Below are 22,275 nucleotides of genomic sequence, written 5' to 3'. Positions count from 1 at the left end.
GTTAGCAGCCGCCAGACCAAACAATAATAACGAGTTCATCAAGACTGGTAATACTAAAATCACAACCTATGTCATTTCTTAAAACACGAATATAGGGCAAAGGTTCTTTTGAATACACCGTTTCAAATTCTTTATACATATCACAATATTTAGCCGCTAATAAAAAACCATGAAGCATATTAGATTTTGGTAACGATAAAGTTTCTGTTCCACCTCCTTCTTCTTCCCAGTAAGTATGAACAATACCGTTTTCGAAAGTGAGTATGTACTCTTTAGCACAATCCTGCTCTTGGCAATCATCGCTATATGTTGTAATAATTTTAGTATCTAGTAGTTTAAATGTGTTTTTTAGATAGTTTAATAATGAGGCATTTTGTAATTCGGTACTTGGTGTTTTTAGCATAGATGTATAGTCTGAAACCACATAACCTTGAAAGGATTTGTATGCCACTTTCATCCATTTAGACGTGTGTTTAAAACCTTTAAACTCTTCGGTTGTATAAGTGTTACTATCATAACTGATAAATTGAAGTGAACTGCCAAAGGGAATAGTAGTGATTTTTTCGGAATCAACCCTTGGCTCAGATCTTAATGACAAGCCATTTTCTGCCCAAACAAAAAATGGGTTTAGGTTTATTTCTTGTCCGTAACTTAAAAATGAAAAGCTAAATAAAAATAAAAAAAATCTCATATAGTTGTGTTTAAGAGCACTATGGTTTTTAATAACAAAATCAGTTAAATAAAGAGGTTTAAAAATCTATAAAAAAGATACCATAATTTAAGAATTTGCGTTTTTTTTATAAATTCGGCACCATGCGGATAGTTTACAGTTTAATAGTATCGTGTATTGTAAGTTTAGGTTGGGCTCAAAAAGAGACCTTAAAAACTTCAAATAAAAGAATTACAAAAGAGAATTTTGTTCCAGGTAAAACTTATGCTAAAGATACAATTATTAATGGTGTTATTTATTATAAAGAATCCGTTGATAACTCATCAAAACCTGTAACAGCTAACCTAAAAATAGATGGTGAACAGATAGGTAACCAAAAATCTATTCCTGCTGAGATAGATTCACTAGGAATAAAAACACTTGAAGATTTACCAGAAGTAGTAGAATTAGATCAAAAATGGCTAGAAGAATTGTATAGCAATGCATTATATGATACCATTTACAAATCTGTAACCGAGTTAACTTATGAACCAATTGATTATCCAGAGTTAACAACAGATACTTTAAAAGCAAGACTAAAACGGTTAAATGCCAGAACTCCTTTTAATGTTGAATACAATCCATCTTTAGAAAGTGTTATAAAACGTTATTTAAAACATAGAAGAGTTTCAATGGAAAGACTTATGGGTCTAAGCCATTTCTACTTTCCAATGTTTGAGCAAGAGTTTGATAATTATAACATTCCACTAGAGATGAAGTATTTATCTATAGTAGAATCTGCGTTAAAACCTAAAGCAAGATCTAGAGTTGGAGCAACAGGTTTATGGCAGTTTATGTTTGGTACAGGTAAAGAATATGGGCTTGATGTTAGTAGTTATGTAGATGAGCGTATCGACCCAATAAGCTCTACCAATGCAGCCGCAAAATATCTTGCCAGATTGTATAAAATTTTTGGAGATTGGGATTTAGCATTGGCAGCTTATAATTCTGGACCTGGAAATGTAAATAAAGCTATTAGACGTTCAGGAGGCTATAAAAACTATTGGAATATTCGTCAAAACCTTCCACGTGAAACAGCAGGTTATGTGCCAGCGTTTTTAGCAACCATGTATATTTTTGAATTTGCCGAAGAACACGGATTTAAACCAGAGCGACCACTTTTTCAGCATATTCAAACCGATACAGTGCATGTAAAGCAAATGATTACTTTAGATCAGGTTGCGGAAACCACAGGTGTTAATATAGAAGAACTACAGTTTCTAAATCCTTCGTATAAATTAGATATTATTCCTAAAATAGAAGGTAAAACTTATGCTTTACGTTTACCGAGAGAAGCCATAGGAATTTTCACTTCAAACGAAGATAAAATTTACGCCTTTGCTAAAGCTGAATTTGATAAAAGAGAAAAGCCATTGCCACAACTTTTTAATGCAGATGATAAGGTAAGATATCGTGTTAAGAGTGGAGATTATTTAGGTAAAATAGCAAGACGATATGGAGTAAGGGTTAGCCAGATAAAACGTTGGAATGGACTTAGAAGCAATAATCTTAAAATTGGGCAACGTTTAACCATTTATCCACGTAAACCAGTTATGAATGTGTCAAAGCCTAAAACCACTAAAAAAACGGTAAGTTCTAAAGGTAAAAAGACTTATAAAGTAAAGTCGGGAGATTCATTTTGGAGTATTGCTCAAAAATTTTCTGGAGTTTCTGTTCAAAATCTTAAAGATTGGAACGATATTAGTGGTAACAAACTCAAAATAGGAATGACGCTTATTGTGTCTGAGTAATAAACCAACAAAAACAAGGATTTATGAGAACATTATATGCATTATTATTTTGCGTGTTTTTAACAGCATGTGGAAATGAAAAAAAAGGAGATAAAACAGCTTATCTTCCAGCTTCTAATGGTAATTTAAATAGTATTTCGGTTGTAGTAGATAATTCTCTTTGGGATGGGAGTGTTGGCGAGAGTATTAGAGCTATTTTTGCTGCTCCACTTAATGGCTTACCAGTAGATGAACCAATGTTTAAATTGCGTCAAATTCCACCTCAAGTATTTGATGGTTTTGCAACACGAAGCCGAATTGTTTTAAAAATTGAAAAAGGAAATGTTGAATCTACTACTAAAATAGCCAACAATCCTTTTGCTAAACCACAAACAGTTGCTGTAGTTGGCGGAAAAACAAATAAGGATATTATTGCCCAATTAAAAGAAAATAAAGCTAAGATTATTGATGCTTTTAATAAAGAAGAGGTAAAAGAAAAGCAAAGACGTATAAAATTAGATTTATTAAATGTTAGCGATATAGAGAAGAAAATGGGCTTTACGCTAAACATTCCATCAGCCTATAGAATATCAAAAGCAGAAGATGATTTTTTCTGGTTAAGAAAAAACTTGAGTAACTCCAAAACCATTGAAGTTATGTTTTATGAAGTACCGTTAGAAACCATTTCAAAAGGAGATAGTACTATAGTAGATATTATAAAAATGAGGAATGCGATTACCAAAACAAAAATTCCTGGAGAAGATGGTATATACATGGCTGTAGAAGATGCCTTTGCTCCATCAATGTTTAAAACCATAATTGATAACAAGCAAGCTTATGAAGTAAGAGGTATATGGGAAATGAAAGGCTTTACTATGGCAGGTCCTTTTATTACCTACGCAATAGAAGATAAAGTTAATAAACGTTTCCTTATTGCAGATGGTTATGTTTATGCGCCATCACTTAATAAAAGCGAGTATGTTTTTGAGCTCGAATCTATTATTAAATCTATAGCAATTAAATAACAAAAAAGCCAACTGAAACAGTTGGCTTTTTTGTGTTTGATAAAATATTTTTATTCTTTGTCCTTATTGTTTTCAGAAGACTCTTCTTTGCTTGCGTCTTTAAACTCTTTAATTCCACTACCTAGACCTCTCATTAATTCAGGGATTTTTTTACCACCAAATAATAACAAAATCGCTAAAGCAATTAAAACCCAAGAACCAGGACCAATTGCACCTAAAAATATACTCGATGAAATCATAATTTTTAATTTAGACTGCAAAGTTAGTAATTATACTTTAATTATTACGTTGTAAAGCTAACTTTAGTAGGTATTGGTAGTGGTATTTCACTATTTTAACTAATTTTGTTTTAATGGCGAGAGATAAAAAAAAGGAAAAGAAATTTACTAAAAAGTTACTTCATCAGTACCGTTTGGTTATACTAAATGAAGATACTTTTGAAGAGCGTTTTGCAATAAAGCTAACACGCCTCAATGTGTTTGTATTAACATCTATATCTGCAATTTTTCTAATTGTCTTAACGATACTTTTAATTGCATTTACTCCCTTACGAGAATATATACCTGGTTATTCTTCAGCAAAGCTTAAAAAAGAAGCTTCAATTTTAAATTACAAAACAGATTCACTTGTACAAGAATTAGAGCTAAATAAGCGTTACTATGCTTCAATCCGAAAGGTTTTAACAGGAGACGTTACTATGGTAGAATTTAATAGAGATTCTGTTTTAGAAGTCGCAAAAAACGATTTAGATTTATTGCAGGTAGCCACAAATAAAGAAGACTCTTTACTAAGAGCTAAAGTAGAAAAAGAAGATAAATACAATTTGTTTGAAGAATCTATAGACCAAAACAACTTTGTGCTTTTTCCGCCTGTAAACGGAACAATTTCAGAAGGCTATAGTATTGAAGATAAGCATTTTGCTGTAGACGTTGTTGTAGCAGCTAATACTCCAGTTAAAGCCACGGCAGACGGAACGGTTATTTTTGCAGAATGGACCATTGAAACAGGTTATGTGGTTATTATAGAGCACAATCAAGAATTAATATCAGTATATAAACACAATTCTGCAATTACTAAAGCTCAAGGAGATTTGGTTAAAGCAGGCGAAGTTATTGCTATGTCTGGCAATGCTGGCGAATTAAGTACAGGGCCACATCTTCATTTCGAACTTTGGAGCAAAGGTTATCCTGTTAATCCAACTAATTTTATTGATTTTCAGTAATGGCATCGGTTAAAGCAGCACTCTCAAAACCATTTGCTAAGCTCATAGCAAAACGTATTAAAAAATGGGCTTTAAAACCAATTGAAACCCAAGACAAAGTGTTTCAAAATCTTATAAAAGAAGCCCGAAACACTGTTTTTGGTAAGGATCATAATTTTAGAGACATAACAACTTATGAAGATTTTAAATCTAACGTTCCTGTAAGAGATTATGAAGCACTTAGACCTTATGTGGAGCGTGTTGTTGATGGAGAAGAAAATATACTTTGGAAAGGAAAACCAATATATTTTGCTAAAACATCAGGAACAACTTCTGGAGCAAAATACATTCCAATAACAAAGGAAAGTATGCCAACACATGTTGAAGCTGCAAGAAATGCAATTTTGTTATACATTCACGAAACAGGAAATTCAAAATTTGTAGATGGTAAAATGATTTTTCTTCAAGGAAGTCCTATTCTCGAAGAAAAAAACGGTATAAAACTTGGGCGACTTTCTGGCATTGTAGCGCATTATGTGCCAAAATATCTTCAAAAAAACAGAATGCCTAGCCTTAAAACTAATTGTATAGAGGATTGGGAAACCAAAGTAAATGCTATTGTTGATGAGACAATAGAAGAAGATATGTCAATTATTTCTGGCATTCCGTCTTGGGTTCAGATGTATTTTGAAAAGCTAATTGAAAAGAAAAACAAGAAGGTTGGTGAAATCTTTAAAAACTTTAATCTATTCATTTTTGGTGGAGTAAATTATGAACCTTATAGAGCAAAATTTGAAAACTTAATAGGAAGACGCGTAGATAGTATAGAACTGTATCCTGCCAGTGAAGGCTTTTTTGCTTTTCAAGATAAGCAGAACGAAAAAGGCATGTTGTTGCAGTTAAATTCAGGTATTTTTTATGAGTTTATAGAAGCAGAACACTTTTTTAAAGACCATCCAGAACGTATTACTATTAAGGATGTAAAACTAGGTGTTAATTATGTAATGATTATTTCTACTACAGCAGGTCTTTGGGCATATAATATTGGCGATACGGTTCAGTTTACTTCACTTAAACCTTATAGAGTTATTGTTAGTGGAAGAATAAAACATTTTATTTCCGCTTTTGGAGAACACGTTATAGGAAAAGAAGTGGAACAAGCTTTAAAAGAAGCGACAGAAAATACTAATATATCAGTTAATGAGTTTACTGTGGCACCTCAAATTAGTCCAGAGGAAGGTTTGCCATATCATGAATGGTTTATAGAATTTGAAAATGAACCAGAAGATGAGTTGACGTTTATTAACGATTTAGAGCAATCGCTTCAAAACCAAAACAGCTATTATTTTGATTTAATTGAAGGGAAAGTATTGCGACCTTTAATGATAACTAGAATAAAAAAAGATGGGTTTCAGGTTTATATGAAATCTATAGGAAAATTAGGCGGTCAAAATAAAATTCCAAGATTGTCTAACGATAGAAAAATAGCAGATAAAATGTATGAGTTTAAATTAACTAAATAAAGTATATTTGTAGGTTAAAATAGGGTATGGGTACAACTAAAAAAAGACACGAAAGAACAAGGGCTCAAGAAAGCTCAAACGCTATTGAGCGCATGTACATTACCATGCGTCATTTATTTAATCGTGGATTTTATAAACCCATGGGAGTTTCTGGAGAAACTCTAAGAGAAGCTTTATTATTATTACGACCAGAAATCTATGGCTCAATAGCAGATGAGAAGGCAGAATTAGATGGATTGCTATATGTTATAGATCGTTTACCTCAAGGCATTGAAGAATGTACATTCATAAACCTAACTAGTGATGAAGGTTATGCTAATTCTCATTTTAAGCCTATAATTCCTCCAAAACGAAGACGTAACTGTTATCGTATAGACGATGAGCAGATGAATATTGAAATCACTAGAGGACGCTCAGAGATTTATGACATTTTAACCCATTTAACCTTTTTGTTTGTTGAGTCTCATAAAATTAGTAAGCGCGTACTAATCAATGAAGAGGGAGATACAGTAAGAGATTGGCAAAAGTTAGAAACGGCCGTTACAACAAAGAAAAAACTAACTCAAAAAGAACGCGAAATAGCCATAACGCATACGGCAAATATTTTAGGCAGAACCTTTAATGAATTAACAGAAGCCTACCCGAAATTTGCCACCGAAAACCAACCAGAACGTTTACTGCATATTGTTTATTGGTTAGGTAAATTGGCTATAGAAGAGGTGGTTAATAGCAATAAAAGAACAATAACTTTTAGCCCTGTATTAAGAGAGCGTTTAGGACATCATATTCACGGAGAAATTTGGGCAGATAATATAAAGTCTGTATTGCATAAGCAAGGTTTATTACAAAGACCTATTCATATCATAAGCGCCAATATGCATAGTGTTATGAACTCATTGTTTGTAAAAGGAACTTTAAAAGGAACAGAGTCTGAAAAGAACATTTTTGAGATATACGAAACACTTAGTGATTCTAAAAGTGTCTCAATGCGCAATAAAGTAGAAAAATCAGCGTTGCAAAACGGAATGATCTATATAAAAGACACTTCTGGAACCAACATTGATGTACAAATTTTTGATACAGATAAAATAGATTTTTCTAAGACAGATTTTGATTACAAGGAATCAGACAAGGATAACAAAGCCGTTATTTTTGTAATGGATTATGCTTTTGGAGAACAAGCTTATGAAACCTTAGATGAGTTTTTAAAACCTGTTATAATAGATGATCAAAAGATCCATTTAGATGTTAAATCAATATCTATTATGGGTAAAGCAGGTATTCTTGAAGGAGGAAAAGGAGATGTAATGATACCATCAGCTCATATTTTTGAAGGCACAGCAGATAATTACCCATTTAAAAATGAGTTAAACAAAAGCGATTTATTAGATTGTGGAGTTGACGTTTATGAAGGCACTATGATAACCGTTTTAGGCACATCTTTACAGAATAAGGAGATTTTAAAGTTTTTTAAAAATTCTACATGGAATGTCATAGGTCTTGAGATGGAAGGTGCGCATTATCAAAAAGCAATTCAAGCTGCATCTAAAGTAAGAAGCAGCATTAACGAAGATGTAAAAGTTAGATATGCGTATTATGCAAGTGACAACCCTTTAGAAACAGGAAGCACTTTAGCTTCTGGAGGATTAGGCACTTCAGGTGTGAAACCAACCTATGTAATAACAAAAAAAATACTTGAACAAATATTTAATTCATAATATATGAGTGATAAATTACCAGAAAATACTCAAAACGAAGAAGTAGATTTAGGGCAATTATTTAATGCAATAGGACGGTTATTTGAAAAATTCTTTTCATTTATAAAGCAGATTTTATTAGGTGTTTTTAAAATTATAATTTATGCACTAAAACCAATTGTAAATAATTTTAAATTAATTGCGGTAATTCTAATGGTTGCAGCAGTAATAGGATTTGTTTTAGAAAAATTTAATAAGCCTGTTTATGCATCTGATATGTTGGTTAAACCTTATTTTGATTCAAAATATCAATTAGCAAATAATGTCGATTACTTTAATGCCTTAATATCATCCAATGATTATAATCAGCTATCTAAAATATTTGAACTTGATACTTTAGATGCTAAAGAATTAATTTCTTTTGAGATAGAAGTGGGGCCTGAAACACCTAATGATATTCTTGTGGAGTATGATTCCTATTTAAAGAATATCGATAGTACTATTGCTAAAGATGTTACATTTGAAATTTATATAGAAAATAGAAATATTTTATCTGGAACTACGTTTTCTATTACCGCATCATCTTATAAAAAAGATATTTTTACGAGTCTAGAGAAAGGCTTTGAAAAGACATTTAAAAACAAGCACTCTGAAAAGCAAAAAAACTTAAGAGATAGATTTTTTGAGATTAAAAGAAAGACATTTTCTAAGCAGTTAGAACGAAATGATAGTTTACAGAAAATTTATTTAGAAGTTTTAAAAGAACAGTCAAAAGAAGAAGGTTATAAAATAGGTGTTGAAGGACTTCTTCCTTTAACTAACGAAAAGCCTATAACAAGGGAGTACGATTTGTTTAGTCAAGAAGTAAGGTTAAGGGATTCAATAAGAGACATAGATCAGCAAATGATTATAGAAAGTGAATATTATGATGTTTTGTCTAGTTTTGAAGAGATGGGAACACCTCAAAAGAATTTTATGAAGAGGTACTCGGTATTATTTCCTATCGTAGCTTTAGCTATAATTGTTTTCACATTTATTTTTGTAAAAGTCTTTAATTATATCAAAGATTATGAGTAGAAGTAAGACAATACTAATTACAGGTGGTGCAGGTTTTATAGGTTCTCATGTAGTTAGACTATTTGTCCAAAAATATCCTAATTATCATATTTATAATCTAGATGCATTAACTTATGCTGGGAATCTAGAAAATTTGAGCGATTTAGAAAATCAACCTAATTATACTTTTATAAAAGGAGATATTACAGACGAATTATTTATACAAGAACTTTTCGATACTTATAAGTTTGAAGGTGTAATTCATTTAGCAGCTGAATCTCATGTTGATCGCTCAATTACAGATCCATTAGCATTTGTAAAAACAAATGTTATAGGAACAATTGTGTTGTTAAATGCATTTAAGGATTGTTGGAAAGATGATTTTGAAGATAAATTGTTTTACCATATTAGTACGGATGAGGTTTATGGGACTTTAGGTGAAACAGGATTGTTTATTGAAACTACACCTTATGACCCTAATTCGCCTTATTCTGCTTCAAAGGCAAGTTCAGATCATTTTGTAAGAGCTTATGGTGAAACTTATAAGTTGCCCTATGTTATTTCTAATTGCTCAAATAATTATGGACAAAATCAGTTTCCAGAAAAATTAATACCGTTGTTTATCAATAACATCATTAATAATAAACCATTACCTGTTTATGGAGATGGAAATTATACAAGAGATTGGCTGTATGTTAAAGATCATGCCATTGCTATAGATTTAATATTTCATAAAGGAAAACAAGGTGAAACCTATAATATTGGTGGATTTAATGAGTGGAAAAACATTGATTTAGTAAAGTTGTTGTGTAAGCAGATGGATCAAAAACTCAATAGAGCATCAAAAGCATCAGAACAATTAATCACTTTTGTTAAAGATAGACCAGGTCATGACTTAAGATATGCAATTGATGCTTCAAAAATTAAAAATGAATTAAGTTGGGAGCCATCTGTAACTTTTGAACAAGGTTTAGAATTAACGATAGATTGGTATTTAAATAACAAAAGATGGTTAGCTAATATTATTAATGGTGCATATCAAGCTTATTATCAAAAACAGTACGGATAACAATGAAAGGAATTATTTTAGCTGGGGGTTCAGGGACTAGACTACATCCATTAACCTTGACTATCAGTAAACAACTTATGCCTGTTTATGATAAGCCCATGATTTATTATCCTTTGTCTACATTAATGTATGCAGGTATCAAAGAGATATTAATTATTTCTACGCCTAAAGATTTATTGTTTTTTAAAGGTTTATTAGGAGATGGGGGAAAATTTGGTTGCCAGTTTGAATATGCAATCCAAGAGCACCCAAATGGTTTAGCCGAAGCCTTTATTATAGGTGCTGATTTTATAGGAAACGATAAGGTTGCACTTATTTTAGGTGATAACATATTTTATGGCTCTGGACTTTCAAAATTACTTCAAGCAAATAATAATCCTAATGGGGGTATTATTTATGCTTATAGAGTTCACGATCCTGAACGCTATGGCGTAGTTGAATTTGACGAAAATGGACAAGCCATATCTATAGAAGAAAAACCTAAAGTTCCAAAATCTAATTTTGCAGTTCCTGGTATTTATTTTTACGATAATTCTGTGGTTGAAATTGCAAGAAACATAGCGCCAAGCCACAGAGGAGAATTAGAGATTACAGATGTCAATAAAGCTTATTTAGAGCAAAATAAACTTAACGTAAGCATATTAGATAGAGGCACAGCTTGGTTAGATACAGGAACCTTTCAATCTTTAATGCAAGCTTCACAATTTGTTGAAGTTATTGAGGAACGCCAAGGTTTAAAAGTAGGCTCTATTGAAGCTGCAGCTTACGAAATGGGGTTTATTAATGAAAATCAATTTCGAGCTTTAGCAGAACCACTTATGAAGAGTGGTTATGGCAAAAACTTGCTAGGATTACTTAAAGGTAGAACATGAATATTATAGAAACTAAATTAAAAGGCTGTTTTATTATAGAACCAAAGGTTTTTGGAGATAGTAGAGGTTATTTTTTTGAAAGCTTTAATCAAAACACATTTAATGATAGTTTAAAACTAAAGGTTAACTTTGTTCAAGATAACGAGTCTTTTTCTTCAAAAGGCGTAATTAGAGGACTACATTATCAAAAAGGTGAGTTTGCACAAGCTAAGCTTGTAAGAGTTGTTAAAGGGTGCGTGTTAGATGTTGTTGTAGATATTAGAGAAAACTCTAAAACCTTTGGAGAGCATTTTTCAATTGAATTATCTGAAGATAATAAAAAGCAATTATTTATACCTAAAGGTTTTGCTCATGGTTTTTTAGTATTAAGTGATACAGCTATCTTTTCGTACAAATGTGATAATTATTATAATAAAGCTTCAGAAGGTGGTATTATTTATAATGATAAAACGCTTAATATTGATTGGAATTTTAAAGATGTAGATTTAATAATTTCAGAAAAAGACACATTATTTCCTAACTTTAATGATGCTAAACTATGACAAATGTATTAGTTACTGGTTCAAAAGGTCAATTAGGAACATGCATTAAGTCTATTCAAGATAAGTACTCAAATATTAAGTTTTTATTTGCTGATAAATCTTTTTTAGATATTACTAACACATCAGAGTTAGATGATTTTTTTAAATCTAATAACATCAATTGGTGTATTAATTGTGCTGCTTATACTTCGGTTGATAAGGCTGAAGAAGATACAGATGCTGCCTATAAAGTAAATGAAATAGGAGTAAAACATTTGGCTAAAATCTGTTCAGAATATAATGTGGTTTTAATTCATATTTCAACAGATTTTGTGTTCGATGGAAATGCTTCAAAGCCTTATAACGAAACATATGAAACCAACCCACTTAGTATTTATGGTCTTAGTAAGTTAAAAGGTGAAATAGCAATACAAGAAACATGTAGTCAGTATTTTATTATTAGAACCTCTTGGTTGTATTCAGAGTATAATCATAACTTTTTAAAAACCATGCTTCGTTTGGCGAATACTAGAGATGAGATTAGCGTGGTTTCAGATCAAATAGGTACACCAACTTATGCTAAAGATTTAGCTCAAATATTATTAGAAATTATAAATAAAAATAATAATGCTTTTGGATTATATCATTTCAGTAACGAAGGTGTTGCTAGTTGGTACGATTTTACAGTTGCTATTTTTGAAGAAACTAAAACAGATATTAAAGTTTCACCTATTAAAACAAAAAATTATCCTACACCTGCTACGAGACCAAATTTTAGTGTACTAGATAAGACAAAAATAAAAGCAAGTTTAGATATTACTATTCCGCATTGGAGAAAAAGTCTCAGGAAAGCCATTTTAAATTTAAATAAACTTTCATAATCAATACCCAAAACAATCTTTCCGTGAAAGAACTAAGCATAGATAAAAACTTAACTATAGCTATTGAAGCATCTCTTAAAGCAGGTGAAGCAATAATGGATGTTTATAACTCAGTAATAGAGGTAGAATATAAAGATGATAAGTCACCATTAACTCAGGCAGATAAAGAAGCAAATGACGTAATAAATAGCTGCTTGAAACCAACTCATATTCCTATAATTAGCGAAGAAAATAAACAAATTGATTATGCTATTAGAAAATCATGGGGTACATGTTGGATTGTAGACCCAGTTGATGGTACAAAAGAATTTATAAAACGAAATGGTGAGTTTACCGTTAATATTGCGCTTGTAGAGCAAGGTAAGCCAAGGTTAGGTGTTATTTACGTACCAGCAACCCAAACCTTATATTTTGCAGACGTCACAAAAAAACGAGCTTACAAAGCTGAGTTACTTTCACATAAGGCATCATTAGAAAGTATTTTTAATAATACCATTGAACTTCAACCCAAAAGGGCTTCAAATAACATTGAAGTTGTAGGTAGTAGGTCGCACATGAGTCAAGCAACATTAGATTTTATAGAAAGTTTAAAATCTTCTGGGAAAAAAGTGAGTATAGTTTCTAAAGGAAGTTCATTAAAATTTTGTTTAGTAGCAGAAGGCAAAGCAGACATTTATCCGCGTTTTGCACCAACAATGGAATGGGATACGGCAGCAGGTCAATCTATTTGCGAAGCCGTTGGTGTAAAGGTAATTTCTAATGAAACCAACGAAACATTACAATATAACAAAGAAAATTTACTTAATAGCTATTTTATTGTCAGCAAGTAATATGGCAGATGTTTCGTACAAAAGACATATAGCAAAAACAATTACTTGGCGCATATTAGGAACCTTAGACACTATTATGCTTTCTTGGATTATCATAGGAAATCCATTAGCAGGTTTAAAGATTGGCTTAGCTGAAGTAACAACCAAAACTGTATTATACTATTTGCACGAGCGTGTATGGTATAAAATAAATTTTTCTAAGAATGGAATAAAACTAGAAAGCAGAAAGCGTCATATAGCAAAAACGATTACTTGGCGTTTTATAGGTACATTAGATACAATGACTTTAGCTTGGATTATTTCAGGAGATTCATTTGTAGCGCTACAAATAAGTTTTGTAGAAGTGGTTACAAAAATGATTCTGTATTATTTACATGAACGTGCTTGGTATAAAATAAACTTTGGGTTGTCTAAAAGAAAAAGAAGATTAAAATGAAAGATAACATCGTACCTCATAATTATCAAATATCTAAAAACGATAGAAGACAACGTAATAATCACAATTCTTTTTTGTTATGGTTTACAGGTCTTTCAGGTTCTGGAAAATCTACAATAGCAAATGTAGTAGAGCAAAAGTTGTATCAAAAAGGAATAAAAACCTATTCGCTTGATGGTGATAATATTAGAAATGGTATAAATAATGATTTATCGTTTTCACCTAAGGATAGAACAGAGAATATTAGGAGAATTGCAGAGGTGTCTAATTTAATGATTGATGCAGGTTTAGTAACACTAGCTGCTTTTGTTTCTCCCTATAAAAAAGACAGAGATAATATAAGAACTATAGTTAAAGATGTTAACTTTGTTGAGGTTTATGTCAACACAAGTATTGAAGAGTGTGAACGTAGAGATGTGAAAGGGCTTTATAAAAAAGCAAGAGCAGGAGAAATAAAAAATATGACAGGTATTTCAGCACCTTATGAGGCGCCAGAAAATCCTGATATAGAAATAAAAACAGAAGAAGAGTCTGTTGAAGCAGCCGCTCAACGGATTGTAGATTTTATAACATTAAAATTAAAACTCAACGATGAGTAAATATTATTTAAATTACCTTGACGAGTTAGAGAGTGAAGCGATATATGTTTTACGAGAAGTTTGGGCACAATTTGACAATCCAGTCATATTATTTTCGGGTGGTAAAGATTCTATTGTTGTAACTCATTTAGCCAAGAAGGCGTTTCATCCATGTAAAATTCCTTTTTCTTTAATGCATGTAGATACAGGACACAATTTTCCTGAAACTATTAAGTTTAGAGACGATATCATTGAAGAACTTGGTGTTAAACTTATTGTTGGGTCTGTACAAGAGTCTATAGATGAAGGTAGAGTAGCAGAAGAAAAAGGAAAAAATGCCACACGAAATGCACTTCAAATTACTACACTTTTAGATGCTATAGAGCATAATAAAATAGATTGCGCTATTGGAGGAGGACGAAGAGATGAAGAAAAAGCAAGAGCTAAAGAACGTTTCTTTTCACATAGAGATGATTTTGGGCAATGGGATCCAAAAAACCAAAGGCCAGAGCTTTGGAATATTTTTAACGGAAAACATTTTGAAGGAGAACACTTTAGAGCCTTTCCTATTAGTAATTGGACAGAAATGGACGTTTGGAATTATATAAAAAGAGAAAACATAGCAATACCTTCACTTTATTTTGCACATGAGCGCGAAGTAGTTAGAAGACAAGATTCCTGGATTCCAAATTCTGAATTCCTAATATTAGAAGATTCCGAAGAAATTGTAACAAAAAAAGTACGCTTTAGAACTTTAGGTGATATTACAATAACAGGCGGAATTGAATCTGATGCAGATACCATAGAAAAAATTGCACTTGAGGTCTCTGGAATGCGTCAAACAGAACGCGGAAACCGTAGTGATGATAAACGTTCTGAATCTGCCATGGAAGATCGTAAGCGTCAAGGATATTTTTAATTTAAAGTAAAAATTTTAATGTTGTTCCGATTACTATCGGAAACATTTCATATATAAAACACATGTTAGATAACAATCAGCTTTTAAGGTTTACCACAGCAGGTAGTGTAGATGATGGTAAGAGCACTCTCATAGGAAGGTTGCTTTATGATTCTAAATCTATTTTTGAAGACCAATTACAAGCCATAGAAAATACAAGTAAGAAGAAAGGTCATGAAGGAGTTGATTTAGCTTTGTTTACTGACGGATTAAGAGATGAAAGAGAACAAGGTATTACAATAGATGTTGCCTATAGATACTTTACAACACCTAAGCGTAAATTTATTATTGCAGATACACCTGGTCATATTCAATACACAAGAAACATGGTAACAGGTGCTTCTACGGCAAATGCAGCTATTATTTTAGTAGATGCTAGATATGGTGTTATTGAGCAAACTAGACGTCATGCTTTTATAGCTTCACTTTTACAAATTCCACATATTATTGTTTGTGTCAACAAAATGGATTTGGTGGATTATAGTGAAGAAGCATATAACAAAGTTATTAACCAATTTGAAGAATTTTCGTCAAAAATGTTGGTAAAAGATGTTCGTTTTATTCCAATTAGCGCATTAAAAGGAGATAATGTAGTAAACAGATCTACAGCAATGAGTTGGTATCAAGGAGCTCCCTTATTACACACATTAGAGACCATGCACATTAGTAGTGATATTAATAAAGTAGATGCACGTTTTCCTGTGCAAACAGTGTTAAGGCCACAAAGTAATGATAATAACAGAGACTATAGAGGTTATGCAGGACGTATAGCAAGTGGTGTATTGAGGCCTGAAGATGAGGTTACAGTTCTACCATCTGGTTTTACAAGTAAGATTAAAACTATTGAAACCTATGCTGGTGAAGTTAAGGAAGCATTTGCGCCTATGTCTGTATCTATAACTTTAGAAGATGATATTGATATAAGTCGTGGTGATATGATTGTACGTTCTAACAATAAACCAGATACTTCTCAAGATATTGAAGTTATGTTATGTTGGCTAAATAATAGTCCGGCTAAACCTAGAGCAAAATATACCATAAAACATACTTCAAACGATCAAAAGGCAATGATTAAAGAAATTGTCTATAAAATAGATATTAACACTTTGGATCGAAATAGTGAGGATAAAGAATTAAAAATGAATGATATCTCTAAGGTGAAAATTAGAACCACTAAGCCTTTAATGACTGATACTTACCGAGAAAATCGGACAACAGGCAGTATTATTTTAGTTGATGATACTACGAATGAAACGGTTGCAGCAGGAATGGTTGTGTAATAATTTTGAAATAAAATATAAACTTATAAGTTAAAGAAATAAATATGTTTACATTAAATAACAAATCAATCTTAATTACTGGAGGAACAGGCTCTTTAGGAAAGGCACTTACAAGTCATATACTTAAAAATCACCCAAATATTAAAAAGTTAGTGATATTTTCTAGAGATGAGCAAAAGCAATTTCAAATGGCTCAAGAGTTTCCTATAGAGAAGTACCCACAAATTAGATTTTTTATTGGTGATGTAAGAGATAGAGAGCGATTGGTAAGAGCTTTTCAGCATATAGATTACGTTATTCACGCAGCAGCAATGAAGCATGTACATATAGCTGAGTATAACCCAGATGAGTGTATAAAAACAAATATAAATGGTGCCGAAAATGTTGTTGATGCTTGCCTTAGAACTAATGTAGAGCGCGTAGTAGCTTTATCTACAGATAAAGCTTGTGCACCAATAAATTTATATGGAGCAACCAAACTAACATCAGATAAGTTGTTTATCGCTGCAAATAATATAAAAGGGCAAAACCCAATTAGATTTTCTGTGGTAAGATATGGCAATGTAATGGGGTCAAACGGCTCGGTAATTCCGTTTTTTATTAACAAGAAAAAAGAAGAAAACAAATTACCTATCACAGATCCTAATATGACAAGGTTTAACATATCTTTACAAGGAGGTGTAGATATGGTAATGCACGCTTTAGAACATGCTTGGGGAGGAGAATTATTTGTTCCTAAAATTCCTTCATATAAGATTTTAGATGTAGCTGAGGCTATAGGACCTAATTGCGAAAAACCAGTAATAGGTATAAGACCTGGTGAAAAAGTACACGAAGAAATGATAACGGCTTCAGATTCTTTTTATACTTATGATTTAGGAAAATATTATACTATTTTACCAGCAACTCATCAATGGAGTTTACAAGAATATATAGAAACATTCAATGCTAAAAAAGTACCTTTAGGTTTTAGTTATAACTCTGGTGGGAATGAAGATTGGGAAACAATACAAAGTTTAAGAACGCTAATAAAAGAGCACGTAGACCCAACCTTTGAAGTATAATGAAAAATTCTATTATTCCATACGGACGTCAATATATTGACCAAAAAGATATAGAAACTGTAATAGAGACACTAAAAGCAGATTTTTTAACACAAGGACCAAAAGTTAAAGAGTTTGAAGAAAAATTTGCAAGTTATGTTGGTAGTAAGTATGCCGTAGCTGTATCTAATGCTACAGCAGGATTGCATATTGCTGTTATGGCTTTAGGGCTAAAACCAGGCGAAAGAGTAATAACCACACCAATAACTTTTGCAGCATCTGCAAATTGTGTAAGATACTGTGGTGGTGAAGTATGGTTTGCAGATATAGATCCAGATACTTATACGCTTTCTTTAGAAAGTACTAAACAACTTATAGAAAGTAAGCCTAAAGGTTTTTTTAAAGGAATTATTCCTGTAGATTTTGCTGGTTTACCAGTAAACCTAGAAGCATTTAGAAGCCTTGCAGATGAGTATAATTTGTGGATTATAGAAGACGCTTGCCATGCACCAGGTGGATATTTTACGGATTCAAAAGGAGATAAGCAATTATGTGGAAATGGCATGTATGCCAATATTGGTATTTTTTCATTTCACCCAGTTAAACATATAGCCTGTGGTGAAGGCGGTATGGTTACAACCAATGATGAGGTATTGTATAACAAATTATCTAAGCTTAGGACTCATGGCATCACAAAAGAAAATATGAGTGAAAATCATGGAGGTTGGTATTACGAAATGCAAGAGTTAGGTTTTAACTATAGGCTTACAGATATCCAATCGGCTTTAGGAATAACTCAATTAGAGAAAAACGATGCTGGTGTTAAGCGTAGAAATGAAATAGCTCAAAACTATAAGCAAGCATTTGATGGTAAAATTAAGTTTCAAAGTTTACCACAAGGAGTTTATAATGCACACCATCTATTTGTTATTGAGGTTGAAAACCGTAAAGGGCTTTATGATTATTTAAGACAAGCAGGTGTATTTGCTCAAATACACTATATACCAGTTCACACCTTACCTTATTACAAGACCATAGGTTATGGCAATGCTGATTTAAGTAATTCTGAGGTTTATTATTCTAAGTGTATTAGTTTACCAATGTATCCAACTTTAACCGATGATGAACAAGAGTTTGTCATAGAAAGAATATTTAAATTTTTAAATGACTAATTTAGCTGTCATACCTGCACGAGGTGGAAGTAAAAGAATTCCTAGAAAAAACATAAAATCTTTTTTAGGAAAACCAATAATAGCATATTCAATAGAGACAGCTTTAAATAGTAATTTGTTTAATGAGGTAATGGTCTCTACAGATGATGATGAGATTGCTGAAGTAGCTAAACAATATGGCGCGAAAGTACCATTTTTGAGAAGTAAAAAAAACTCAGATGATTTTGCTACAACTTTTGATGTTATCAAAGAAATTATAGAGTTTTATAAGAGAGAAGGAAAAATTATTAAAAGAGCATGTTGTATTTATCCTACGGCTCCTTTTGTTACATCAGAAATATTAAATCAAGCGAGCAATTTATTAGACAATAATAATTTCGATTGTGTATTTCCTGTGTTACCTTTTTCTTTTCCAATACAAAGAGCGGTAAGAAAAAATTCTTTTGGAAAAATGACAATGTTCTATCCAGAACATCAATCTTCAAGATCTCAAGATTTAGAAAAAGCATTTCATGATGCAGGTCAGTTTTATTTTTTTAAACCAGAAACTATTATAAAAAAACAAGTATTATGGACCGATAATACTGGAGTTATTGAAATTGATGAACTTAAAGGGCAAGATATAGATACGCTTATGGATTGGAAACTTGCTGAGTTAAAATATAAATTGTTAGTTGATAATGAAACTAATTTTTAGAGCAGATGGTAATTCAGAAACAGGCTTAGGCCATATGTTTAGATTATTTGCTTTGGTTGAAATATATAAAGACAATTATGATTATATTTTTATCACAAGAAGCAATTCTACACTTGATGTTATTCCTAAAGAGTACAACTTACAAGTTATTCCAGAATCCATAGAAATAAATGAGGAGCCAATTTGGCTTGAGGAGAATTTCACTTCTAATGAGTATTTCATTATAGCTGATGGATATCATTTTAATAGTAATTATCAATTAGCATTAAAAAACATGGGGTATAAGCTAATGTATATCGATGATTTAGCAAAAGAAAAGATGTATGCTGATATTGTTGTAAATCACTCATTAACATTAACCCCTAGTGATTTTGAAGGTTCAAAGGATACTATTTATGCGCTTGGTGCTAAATATGCAGTTTTAAGACCTTCCTTTTTGCAAGAAGCATCTCAAAAAAGAGAAATTAATAGTATTAAGAATATTTTTGTGTGTTTTGGAGGAGCTGATTTCTATAATCTTACAGAGAAATGTGTTAAAGGTTTGTTGAAATTGAAAACCATAGATAAAATATCTGTAGTTGTTGGAAGCGCCTATAAGCACAAAGAAATTTTTGATCTAGAAAAAGACAATAAAGATAAAATAACAATTCATAAGAGCTTATCAGAACAGGACATGATTAAGTTAATGAAGAATTGCCAATTAGCAATAGTGCCAACTAGTACGATAAGTTATGAAATATGCGCTGTAAAAATGGTTGTATTAGGAGGATATTATATCGATAATCAATATAATATATACAAAGGGTTTGTAGAAAACGAGTTGATATATGCAGCGGAAGATTTTAATGAATATACACCAGATGATTTTAAAAGCCAGGTTGATATGATATTGAATGATGACAAGAATAATTACCACCTAAAAATAAACCAACAACAAAAACTATTTGACGGAAAGCAAAAAACGCACTTTTTAGAACTAATACAACAAGCCATATGTTAATTCAAATACTTGTAGATAATCCTACATCATGGATTATTCCATATGCAGAAGAACTAAAGCAACAGATTGAAAAAGAATTTGGATATGACGTTGTGTTTATTAATGAGCATAAAGATGTAAAGAGAGGTGATGTTTTGTGCTTGCTTTCTTGTGAAAAAATATTTAAACATTTATCTTATAACAATTATAATTTGGTTGTTCATGAAAGTGATCTTCCAAAAGGAAAAGGTTGGTCACCTGTAAGTTGGCAAGTGTTAGAAGGAGTGTCAAGAATTCCTGTAACACTATTTGAGGCTGCAGAAAAAGTAGATTCGGGAAGAATTTATGGAAAGCAGTACATGGAATTGGAAGGTCATGAATTGTTAACTGAAATTAAACACCAACAAGGTATAAAAACACAAGAATTAATCTTAGAGTTTTTAAGAAACTTTCCTGTTGAAGGTAAAGAACAAGAAGGGGAAGAGAGTTTCTACCCTAGAAGAACTAATAAGGATAGTGAGTTAGATATAAATCAAACAATTAAAGATCAGTTTAATTTGCTTAGAATATGCGATAACGAAAGGTATCCTGCATTTTTTAATTATAATGGGCAAAAGTACTTTTTAAAAATATATAAGGAAGATGAATAATTATCTGATATTATCACATAAAAGTTGGAATGCTTCATTACCTAATATGATGAAGAGCCTTTTCCCTAATGATACTTGGTCTTTTATTAACGATAAGAATGATTTTAATTATGAGTTGGTAAAAGAAATAAACCCTCAGTATATTTTTATTCCACATTGGTCATATTATATACCAGAACAAATTTATTCAAACTTTGAGTGTATAGTATTTCATATGACTGATTTGCCTTTTGGTAGAGGAGGTAGTCCACTTCAAAATTTGATAGCAAGAGATATTGAAACTACAAAAATAAGTGCTATTAAAGTAACAGAGGAGATAGATGCAGGAGATATTTATTTAAAGAAAGACCTTAACTTGAATGGAACTGCTGAAGAAGTTTTTTTAAGAGCCAATAAAGTAGTGGCGATTGCTATTACTGAAATAATAGAAAAAGGAATGCAACCTGTTCCTCAAGAAGGAGAATCTACCTTATTTGTAAGAAGAACTCCTGAAATGAGTAATATTGCTACAGATCAAATAATAGACTTAGAGTCTTTATTTGATCATATTAGAATGCTGGATGCTGAAGGATATCCTCATGCATATTTAGAAACAAATCATTTTAAAATTGAATTTACAAGAGCTTCTCTAAAAGCTAATCAATCTATAATTGCAGATGTTAGAATTACTAAAAAATAAAAGAATACTTGTAGTCGTAGCGCACCCAGATGATGAATTATTAGGCTTAGGTGCTACTATGCATAAATTAATACATGAACATAATGCTATTGTTAGAACCATTATACTTGGAGAAGGAATAACATCTAGATCAGATAAAAGAGATCCAGAATTATGGAAAGAACAACTGGAGGAGCACAAAAAAAATATTGAAAGTGCAAGATTAGCAATAGGATATGAATCTGTGGGAGTTTATGATTTTCCAGATAATAGATTTGATGCGGTTAACCTATTAGATATTATAAAAGTTATAGAAGCAGAAAAAACACAGTTTCAACCCGAAGTTATATTTACACATCACGGAGGAGATGTAAATATAGATCATCAACGCACGTTTGAAGCTGTAATAACTGCTACTAGACCAATGGAGCATGAAAAAGTGTCGACTATCATAACCTTTGAAACTCCTTCAGGAACTGAATGGCGTGCCAGTACAGATCCAAGACACTTTATTCCAAATATGTTTATAGAAGTATCTCAAAAGGACATTGATGCGAAAATAAAAGGGATGGAAAGTTATGAATTTGAAAAAAGAAACTATCCGCATCCAAGATCACCAGAAGCCTTAACTATATTAGCAAAACAAAGAGGTGTAATGGTAGGAAAGCCATATGCGGAAGCATTTAATATTGTTAGAATAATAGCTTAAG

Annotated in this window: 24 protein-coding genes; 22 read left to right on the top strand and 2 right to left on the bottom strand. The window is 31.7% G+C overall.

Translation table 11 applies throughout. The annotated features are described in order from the left end of the window. Position 1: 1 nt before the first annotated feature. The gene (locus N4A42_RS01720; protein WP_294068979.1) at positions 2-691 is read right to left on the bottom strand and encodes an SH3 domain-containing protein; all 690 of its coding nucleotides are present in this window, start codon (positions 689-691) and stop codon (positions 2-4) included. Positions 692-813: 122 nt separating this feature from the next. Between N4A42_RS01720 and N4A42_RS01715 the strand changes: the two genes are divergently transcribed. Both N4A42_RS01715 and N4A42_RS01710 read left to right on the top strand, forming a co-directional pair. After that, the gene (locus N4A42_RS01715; RefSeq protein ID WP_294068976.1) at positions 814-2,460 is read left to right on the top strand and encodes a LysM peptidoglycan-binding domain-containing protein; all 1,647 of its coding nucleotides are present in this window, start codon (positions 814-816) and stop codon (positions 2,458-2,460) included. Between the two features lie 23 nt (positions 2,461-2,483). Beyond that, positions 2,484-3,464: a DUF4837 family protein gene (locus tag N4A42_RS01710; protein WP_294068973.1), complete on the top strand. Its 981-nt coding sequence runs from the start codon at positions 2,484-2,486 to the stop codon at positions 3,462-3,464. Positions 3,465-3,514: 50 nt separating this feature from the next. On the opposite strand, the gene tatA is transcribed toward N4A42_RS01710, so the two are convergent. After that, entirely contained in the window at positions 3,515-3,703 is a 189-nt protein-coding gene (tatA, locus tag N4A42_RS01705) for a twin-arginine translocase TatA/TatE family subunit (RefSeq protein WP_294068970.1), read from the bottom strand. A gap of 113 nt (positions 3,704-3,816) precedes the next feature. Here tatA and N4A42_RS01700 point away from each other — a divergent pair, with 113 nt between their 5' ends. The 20 genes from N4A42_RS01700 to N4A42_RS01605 are packed head-to-tail and all read left to right on the top strand — an operon-like array spanning position 3,817 to position 22,274. Further along, on the top strand, positions 3,817-4,686 hold the full coding sequence (locus tag N4A42_RS01700; RefSeq protein WP_294068967.1) for a M23 family metallopeptidase: 870 nt from the start codon (positions 3,817-3,819) through the stop codon (positions 4,684-4,686). Continuing rightward, complete coding sequence (locus N4A42_RS01695) at positions 4,686-6,188, top strand: GH3 auxin-responsive promoter family protein (RefSeq protein ID WP_294068964.1); 1,503 nt, start codon at positions 4,686-4,688, stop codon at positions 6,186-6,188. The genes N4A42_RS01700 and N4A42_RS01695 overlap by 1 nt, the downstream gene beginning before the upstream one ends. 26 nt (positions 6,189-6,214) lie before the next feature. After that, the gene (locus N4A42_RS01690) at positions 6,215-7,906 is read left to right on the top strand and encodes a hypothetical protein (protein WP_294068961.1); all 1,692 of its coding nucleotides are present in this window, start codon (positions 6,215-6,217) and stop codon (positions 7,904-7,906) included. Between the two features lie 3 nt (positions 7,907-7,909). Next, positions 7,910-8,962: a hypothetical protein gene (locus N4A42_RS01685; RefSeq protein ID WP_294068958.1), complete on the top strand. Its 1,053-nt coding sequence runs from the start codon at positions 7,910-7,912 to the stop codon at positions 8,960-8,962. Continuing rightward, positions 8,955-10,010 carry a dTDP-glucose 4,6-dehydratase gene (gene rfbB / locus N4A42_RS01680; RefSeq protein ID WP_294068955.1) on the top strand — a complete coding sequence of 352 codons (1,056 nt, stop codon included), beginning with the start codon at positions 8,955-8,957 and terminating at the stop codon, positions 10,008-10,010. The genes N4A42_RS01685 and rfbB overlap by 8 nt, the downstream gene beginning before the upstream one ends. Before the next feature lie 2 nt (positions 10,011-10,012). Beyond that, the gene (rfbA, locus tag N4A42_RS01675; RefSeq protein WP_294068952.1) at positions 10,013-10,882 is read left to right on the top strand and encodes a glucose-1-phosphate thymidylyltransferase RfbA; all 870 of its coding nucleotides are present in this window, start codon (positions 10,013-10,015) and stop codon (positions 10,880-10,882) included. After that, complete coding sequence (gene rfbC / locus N4A42_RS01670) at positions 10,879-11,424, top strand: dTDP-4-dehydrorhamnose 3,5-epimerase (RefSeq protein WP_294068949.1); 546 nt, start codon at positions 10,879-10,881, stop codon at positions 11,422-11,424. The genes rfbA and rfbC overlap by 4 nt, the downstream gene beginning before the upstream one ends. Then, on the top strand, positions 11,421-12,284 hold the full coding sequence (gene rfbD / locus N4A42_RS01665; protein ID WP_294068946.1) for a dTDP-4-dehydrorhamnose reductase: 864 nt from the start codon (positions 11,421-11,423) through the stop codon (positions 12,282-12,284). The genes rfbC and rfbD overlap by 4 nt, the downstream gene beginning before the upstream one ends. 23 nt (positions 12,285-12,307) lie before the next feature. Next, positions 12,308-13,114 carry a 3'(2'),5'-bisphosphate nucleotidase CysQ gene (gene cysQ, locus N4A42_RS01660; RefSeq protein WP_294068943.1) on the top strand — a complete coding sequence of 269 codons (807 nt, stop codon included), beginning with the start codon at positions 12,308-12,310 and terminating at the stop codon, positions 13,112-13,114. Position 13,115: 1 nt separating this feature from the next. After that, complete coding sequence (locus N4A42_RS01655) at positions 13,116-13,550, top strand: DUF2061 domain-containing protein (RefSeq protein ID WP_294069011.1); 435 nt, start codon at positions 13,116-13,118, stop codon at positions 13,548-13,550. Next, positions 13,547-14,149, top strand: coding sequence for an adenylyl-sulfate kinase (cysC, locus tag N4A42_RS01650; protein WP_294068940.1), 603 nt, complete (start codon positions 13,547-13,549; stop codon positions 14,147-14,149). Before N4A42_RS01655 ends, cysC begins: the two co-directional genes overlap by 4 nt. Then, a complete protein-coding gene (cysD, locus tag N4A42_RS01645) occupies positions 14,142-15,047 on the top strand; it encodes a sulfate adenylyltransferase subunit CysD (RefSeq protein WP_294068937.1) in 906 nt (301 codons plus the stop codon). The genes cysC and cysD overlap by 8 nt, the downstream gene beginning before the upstream one ends. A gap of 53 nt (positions 15,048-15,100) precedes the next feature. Beyond that, positions 15,101-16,366, top strand: a complete 1,266-nt coding sequence (gene cysN, locus N4A42_RS01640) for a sulfate adenylyltransferase subunit CysN (RefSeq protein ID WP_294069008.1) — start codon at positions 15,101-15,103, stop codon at positions 16,364-16,366. A 44-nt stretch (positions 16,367-16,410) separates the two neighbouring features. Next, entirely contained in the window at positions 16,411-17,430 is a 1,020-nt protein-coding gene (pseB, locus tag N4A42_RS01635) for a UDP-N-acetylglucosamine 4,6-dehydratase (inverting) (protein ID WP_294068935.1), read from the top strand. Next, positions 17,430-18,581, top strand: coding sequence for a UDP-4-amino-4,6-dideoxy-N-acetyl-beta-L-altrosamine transaminase (gene pseC / locus N4A42_RS01630; RefSeq protein WP_294068933.1), 1,152 nt, complete (start codon positions 17,430-17,432; stop codon positions 18,579-18,581). Before pseB ends, pseC begins: the two co-directional genes overlap by 1 nt. After that, a complete protein-coding gene (pseF, locus tag N4A42_RS01625; protein WP_294068931.1) occupies positions 18,574-19,278 on the top strand; it encodes a pseudaminic acid cytidylyltransferase in 705 nt (234 codons plus the stop codon). The genes pseC and pseF overlap by 8 nt, the downstream gene beginning before the upstream one ends. After that, positions 19,262-20,278, top strand: coding sequence for a UDP-2,4-diacetamido-2,4,6-trideoxy-beta-L-altropyranose hydrolase (gene pseG, locus N4A42_RS01620; RefSeq protein ID WP_294068930.1), 1,017 nt, complete (start codon positions 19,262-19,264; stop codon positions 20,276-20,278). Before pseF ends, pseG begins: the two co-directional genes overlap by 17 nt. Further along, the gene (locus tag N4A42_RS01615; RefSeq protein WP_294068928.1) at positions 20,272-20,907 is read left to right on the top strand and encodes a hypothetical protein; all 636 of its coding nucleotides are present in this window, start codon (positions 20,272-20,274) and stop codon (positions 20,905-20,907) included. The genes pseG and N4A42_RS01615 overlap by 7 nt, the downstream gene beginning before the upstream one ends. After that, positions 20,900-21,586, top strand: a complete 687-nt coding sequence (locus N4A42_RS01610) for a methionyl-tRNA formyltransferase (RefSeq protein WP_294068926.1) — start codon at positions 20,900-20,902, stop codon at positions 21,584-21,586. Before N4A42_RS01615 ends, N4A42_RS01610 begins: the two co-directional genes overlap by 8 nt. Continuing rightward, positions 21,564-22,274, top strand: coding sequence for a PIG-L family deacetylase (locus N4A42_RS01605; RefSeq protein WP_294068924.1), 711 nt, complete (start codon positions 21,564-21,566; stop codon positions 22,272-22,274). Before N4A42_RS01610 ends, N4A42_RS01605 begins: the two co-directional genes overlap by 23 nt. Position 22,275: the final 1 nt, after the last annotated feature.

Origin of the sequence: Winogradskyella sp. (assembly GCF_025210595.1) — a bacterium.
Lineage (GTDB): Bacteria > Bacteroidota > Bacteroidia > Flavobacteriales > Flavobacteriaceae > Winogradskyella.
This window is presented reverse-complemented; position numbering and strand designations above follow the sequence as displayed.

Bases quoted from the DNA above. Each gene is read 5' to 3' on its own strand.
- N4A42_RS01720 (WP_294068979.1), bottom strand. From the start codon at position 691: ATGAGATTTTTTTTATTTTTATTTAGCTTTTCATTTTTAAGTTACGGA.
- N4A42_RS01715 (WP_294068976.1), top strand. From the start codon at position 814: ATGCGGATAGTTTACAGTTTAATAGTATCGTGTATTGTAAGTTTAGGT.
- N4A42_RS01710 (WP_294068973.1), top strand. From the start codon at position 2,484: ATGAGAACATTATATGCATTATTATTTTGCGTGTTTTTAACAGCATGT.
- tatA (WP_294068970.1), bottom strand. From the start codon at position 3,703: ATGATTTCATCGAGTATATTTTTAGGTGCAATTGGTCCTGGTTCTTGG.
- N4A42_RS01700 (WP_294068967.1), top strand. From the start codon at position 3,817: ATGGCGAGAGATAAAAAAAAGGAAAAGAAATTTACTAAAAAGTTACTT.
- N4A42_RS01695 (WP_294068964.1), top strand. From the start codon at position 4,686: ATGGCATCGGTTAAAGCAGCACTCTCAAAACCATTTGCTAAGCTCATA.
- N4A42_RS01690 (WP_294068961.1), top strand. From the start codon at position 6,215: ATGGGTACAACTAAAAAAAGACACGAAAGAACAAGGGCTCAAGAAAGC.
- N4A42_RS01685 (WP_294068958.1), top strand. From the start codon at position 7,910: ATGAGTGATAAATTACCAGAAAATACTCAAAACGAAGAAGTAGATTTA.
- rfbB (WP_294068955.1), top strand. From the start codon at position 8,955: ATGAGTAGAAGTAAGACAATACTAATTACAGGTGGTGCAGGTTTTATA.
- rfbA (WP_294068952.1), top strand. From the start codon at position 10,013: ATGAAAGGAATTATTTTAGCTGGGGGTTCAGGGACTAGACTACATCCA.
- rfbC (WP_294068949.1), top strand. From the start codon at position 10,879: ATGAATATTATAGAAACTAAATTAAAAGGCTGTTTTATTATAGAACCA.
- rfbD (WP_294068946.1), top strand. From the start codon at position 11,421: ATGACAAATGTATTAGTTACTGGTTCAAAAGGTCAATTAGGAACATGC.
- N4A42_RS01655 (WP_294069011.1), top strand. From the start codon at position 13,116: ATGGCAGATGTTTCGTACAAAAGACATATAGCAAAAACAATTACTTGG.
- cysC (WP_294068940.1), top strand. From the start codon at position 13,547: ATGAAAGATAACATCGTACCTCATAATTATCAAATATCTAAAAACGAT.
- cysD (WP_294068937.1), top strand. From the start codon at position 14,142: ATGAGTAAATATTATTTAAATTACCTTGACGAGTTAGAGAGTGAAGCG.
- pseB (WP_294068935.1), top strand. From the start codon at position 16,411: ATGTTTACATTAAATAACAAATCAATCTTAATTACTGGAGGAACAGGC.
- pseC (WP_294068933.1), top strand. From the start codon at position 17,430: ATGAAAAATTCTATTATTCCATACGGACGTCAATATATTGACCAAAAA.
- pseF (WP_294068931.1), top strand. From the start codon at position 18,574: ATGACTAATTTAGCTGTCATACCTGCACGAGGTGGAAGTAAAAGAATT.
- pseG (WP_294068930.1), top strand. From the start codon at position 19,262: ATGAAACTAATTTTTAGAGCAGATGGTAATTCAGAAACAGGCTTAGGC.
- N4A42_RS01615 (WP_294068928.1), top strand. From the start codon at position 20,272: ATGTTAATTCAAATACTTGTAGATAATCCTACATCATGGATTATTCCA.
- N4A42_RS01610 (WP_294068926.1), top strand. From the start codon at position 20,900: ATGAATAATTATCTGATATTATCACATAAAAGTTGGAATGCTTCATTA.
- N4A42_RS01605 (WP_294068924.1), top strand. From the start codon at position 21,564: ATGTTAGAATTACTAAAAAATAAAAGAATACTTGTAGTCGTAGCGCAC.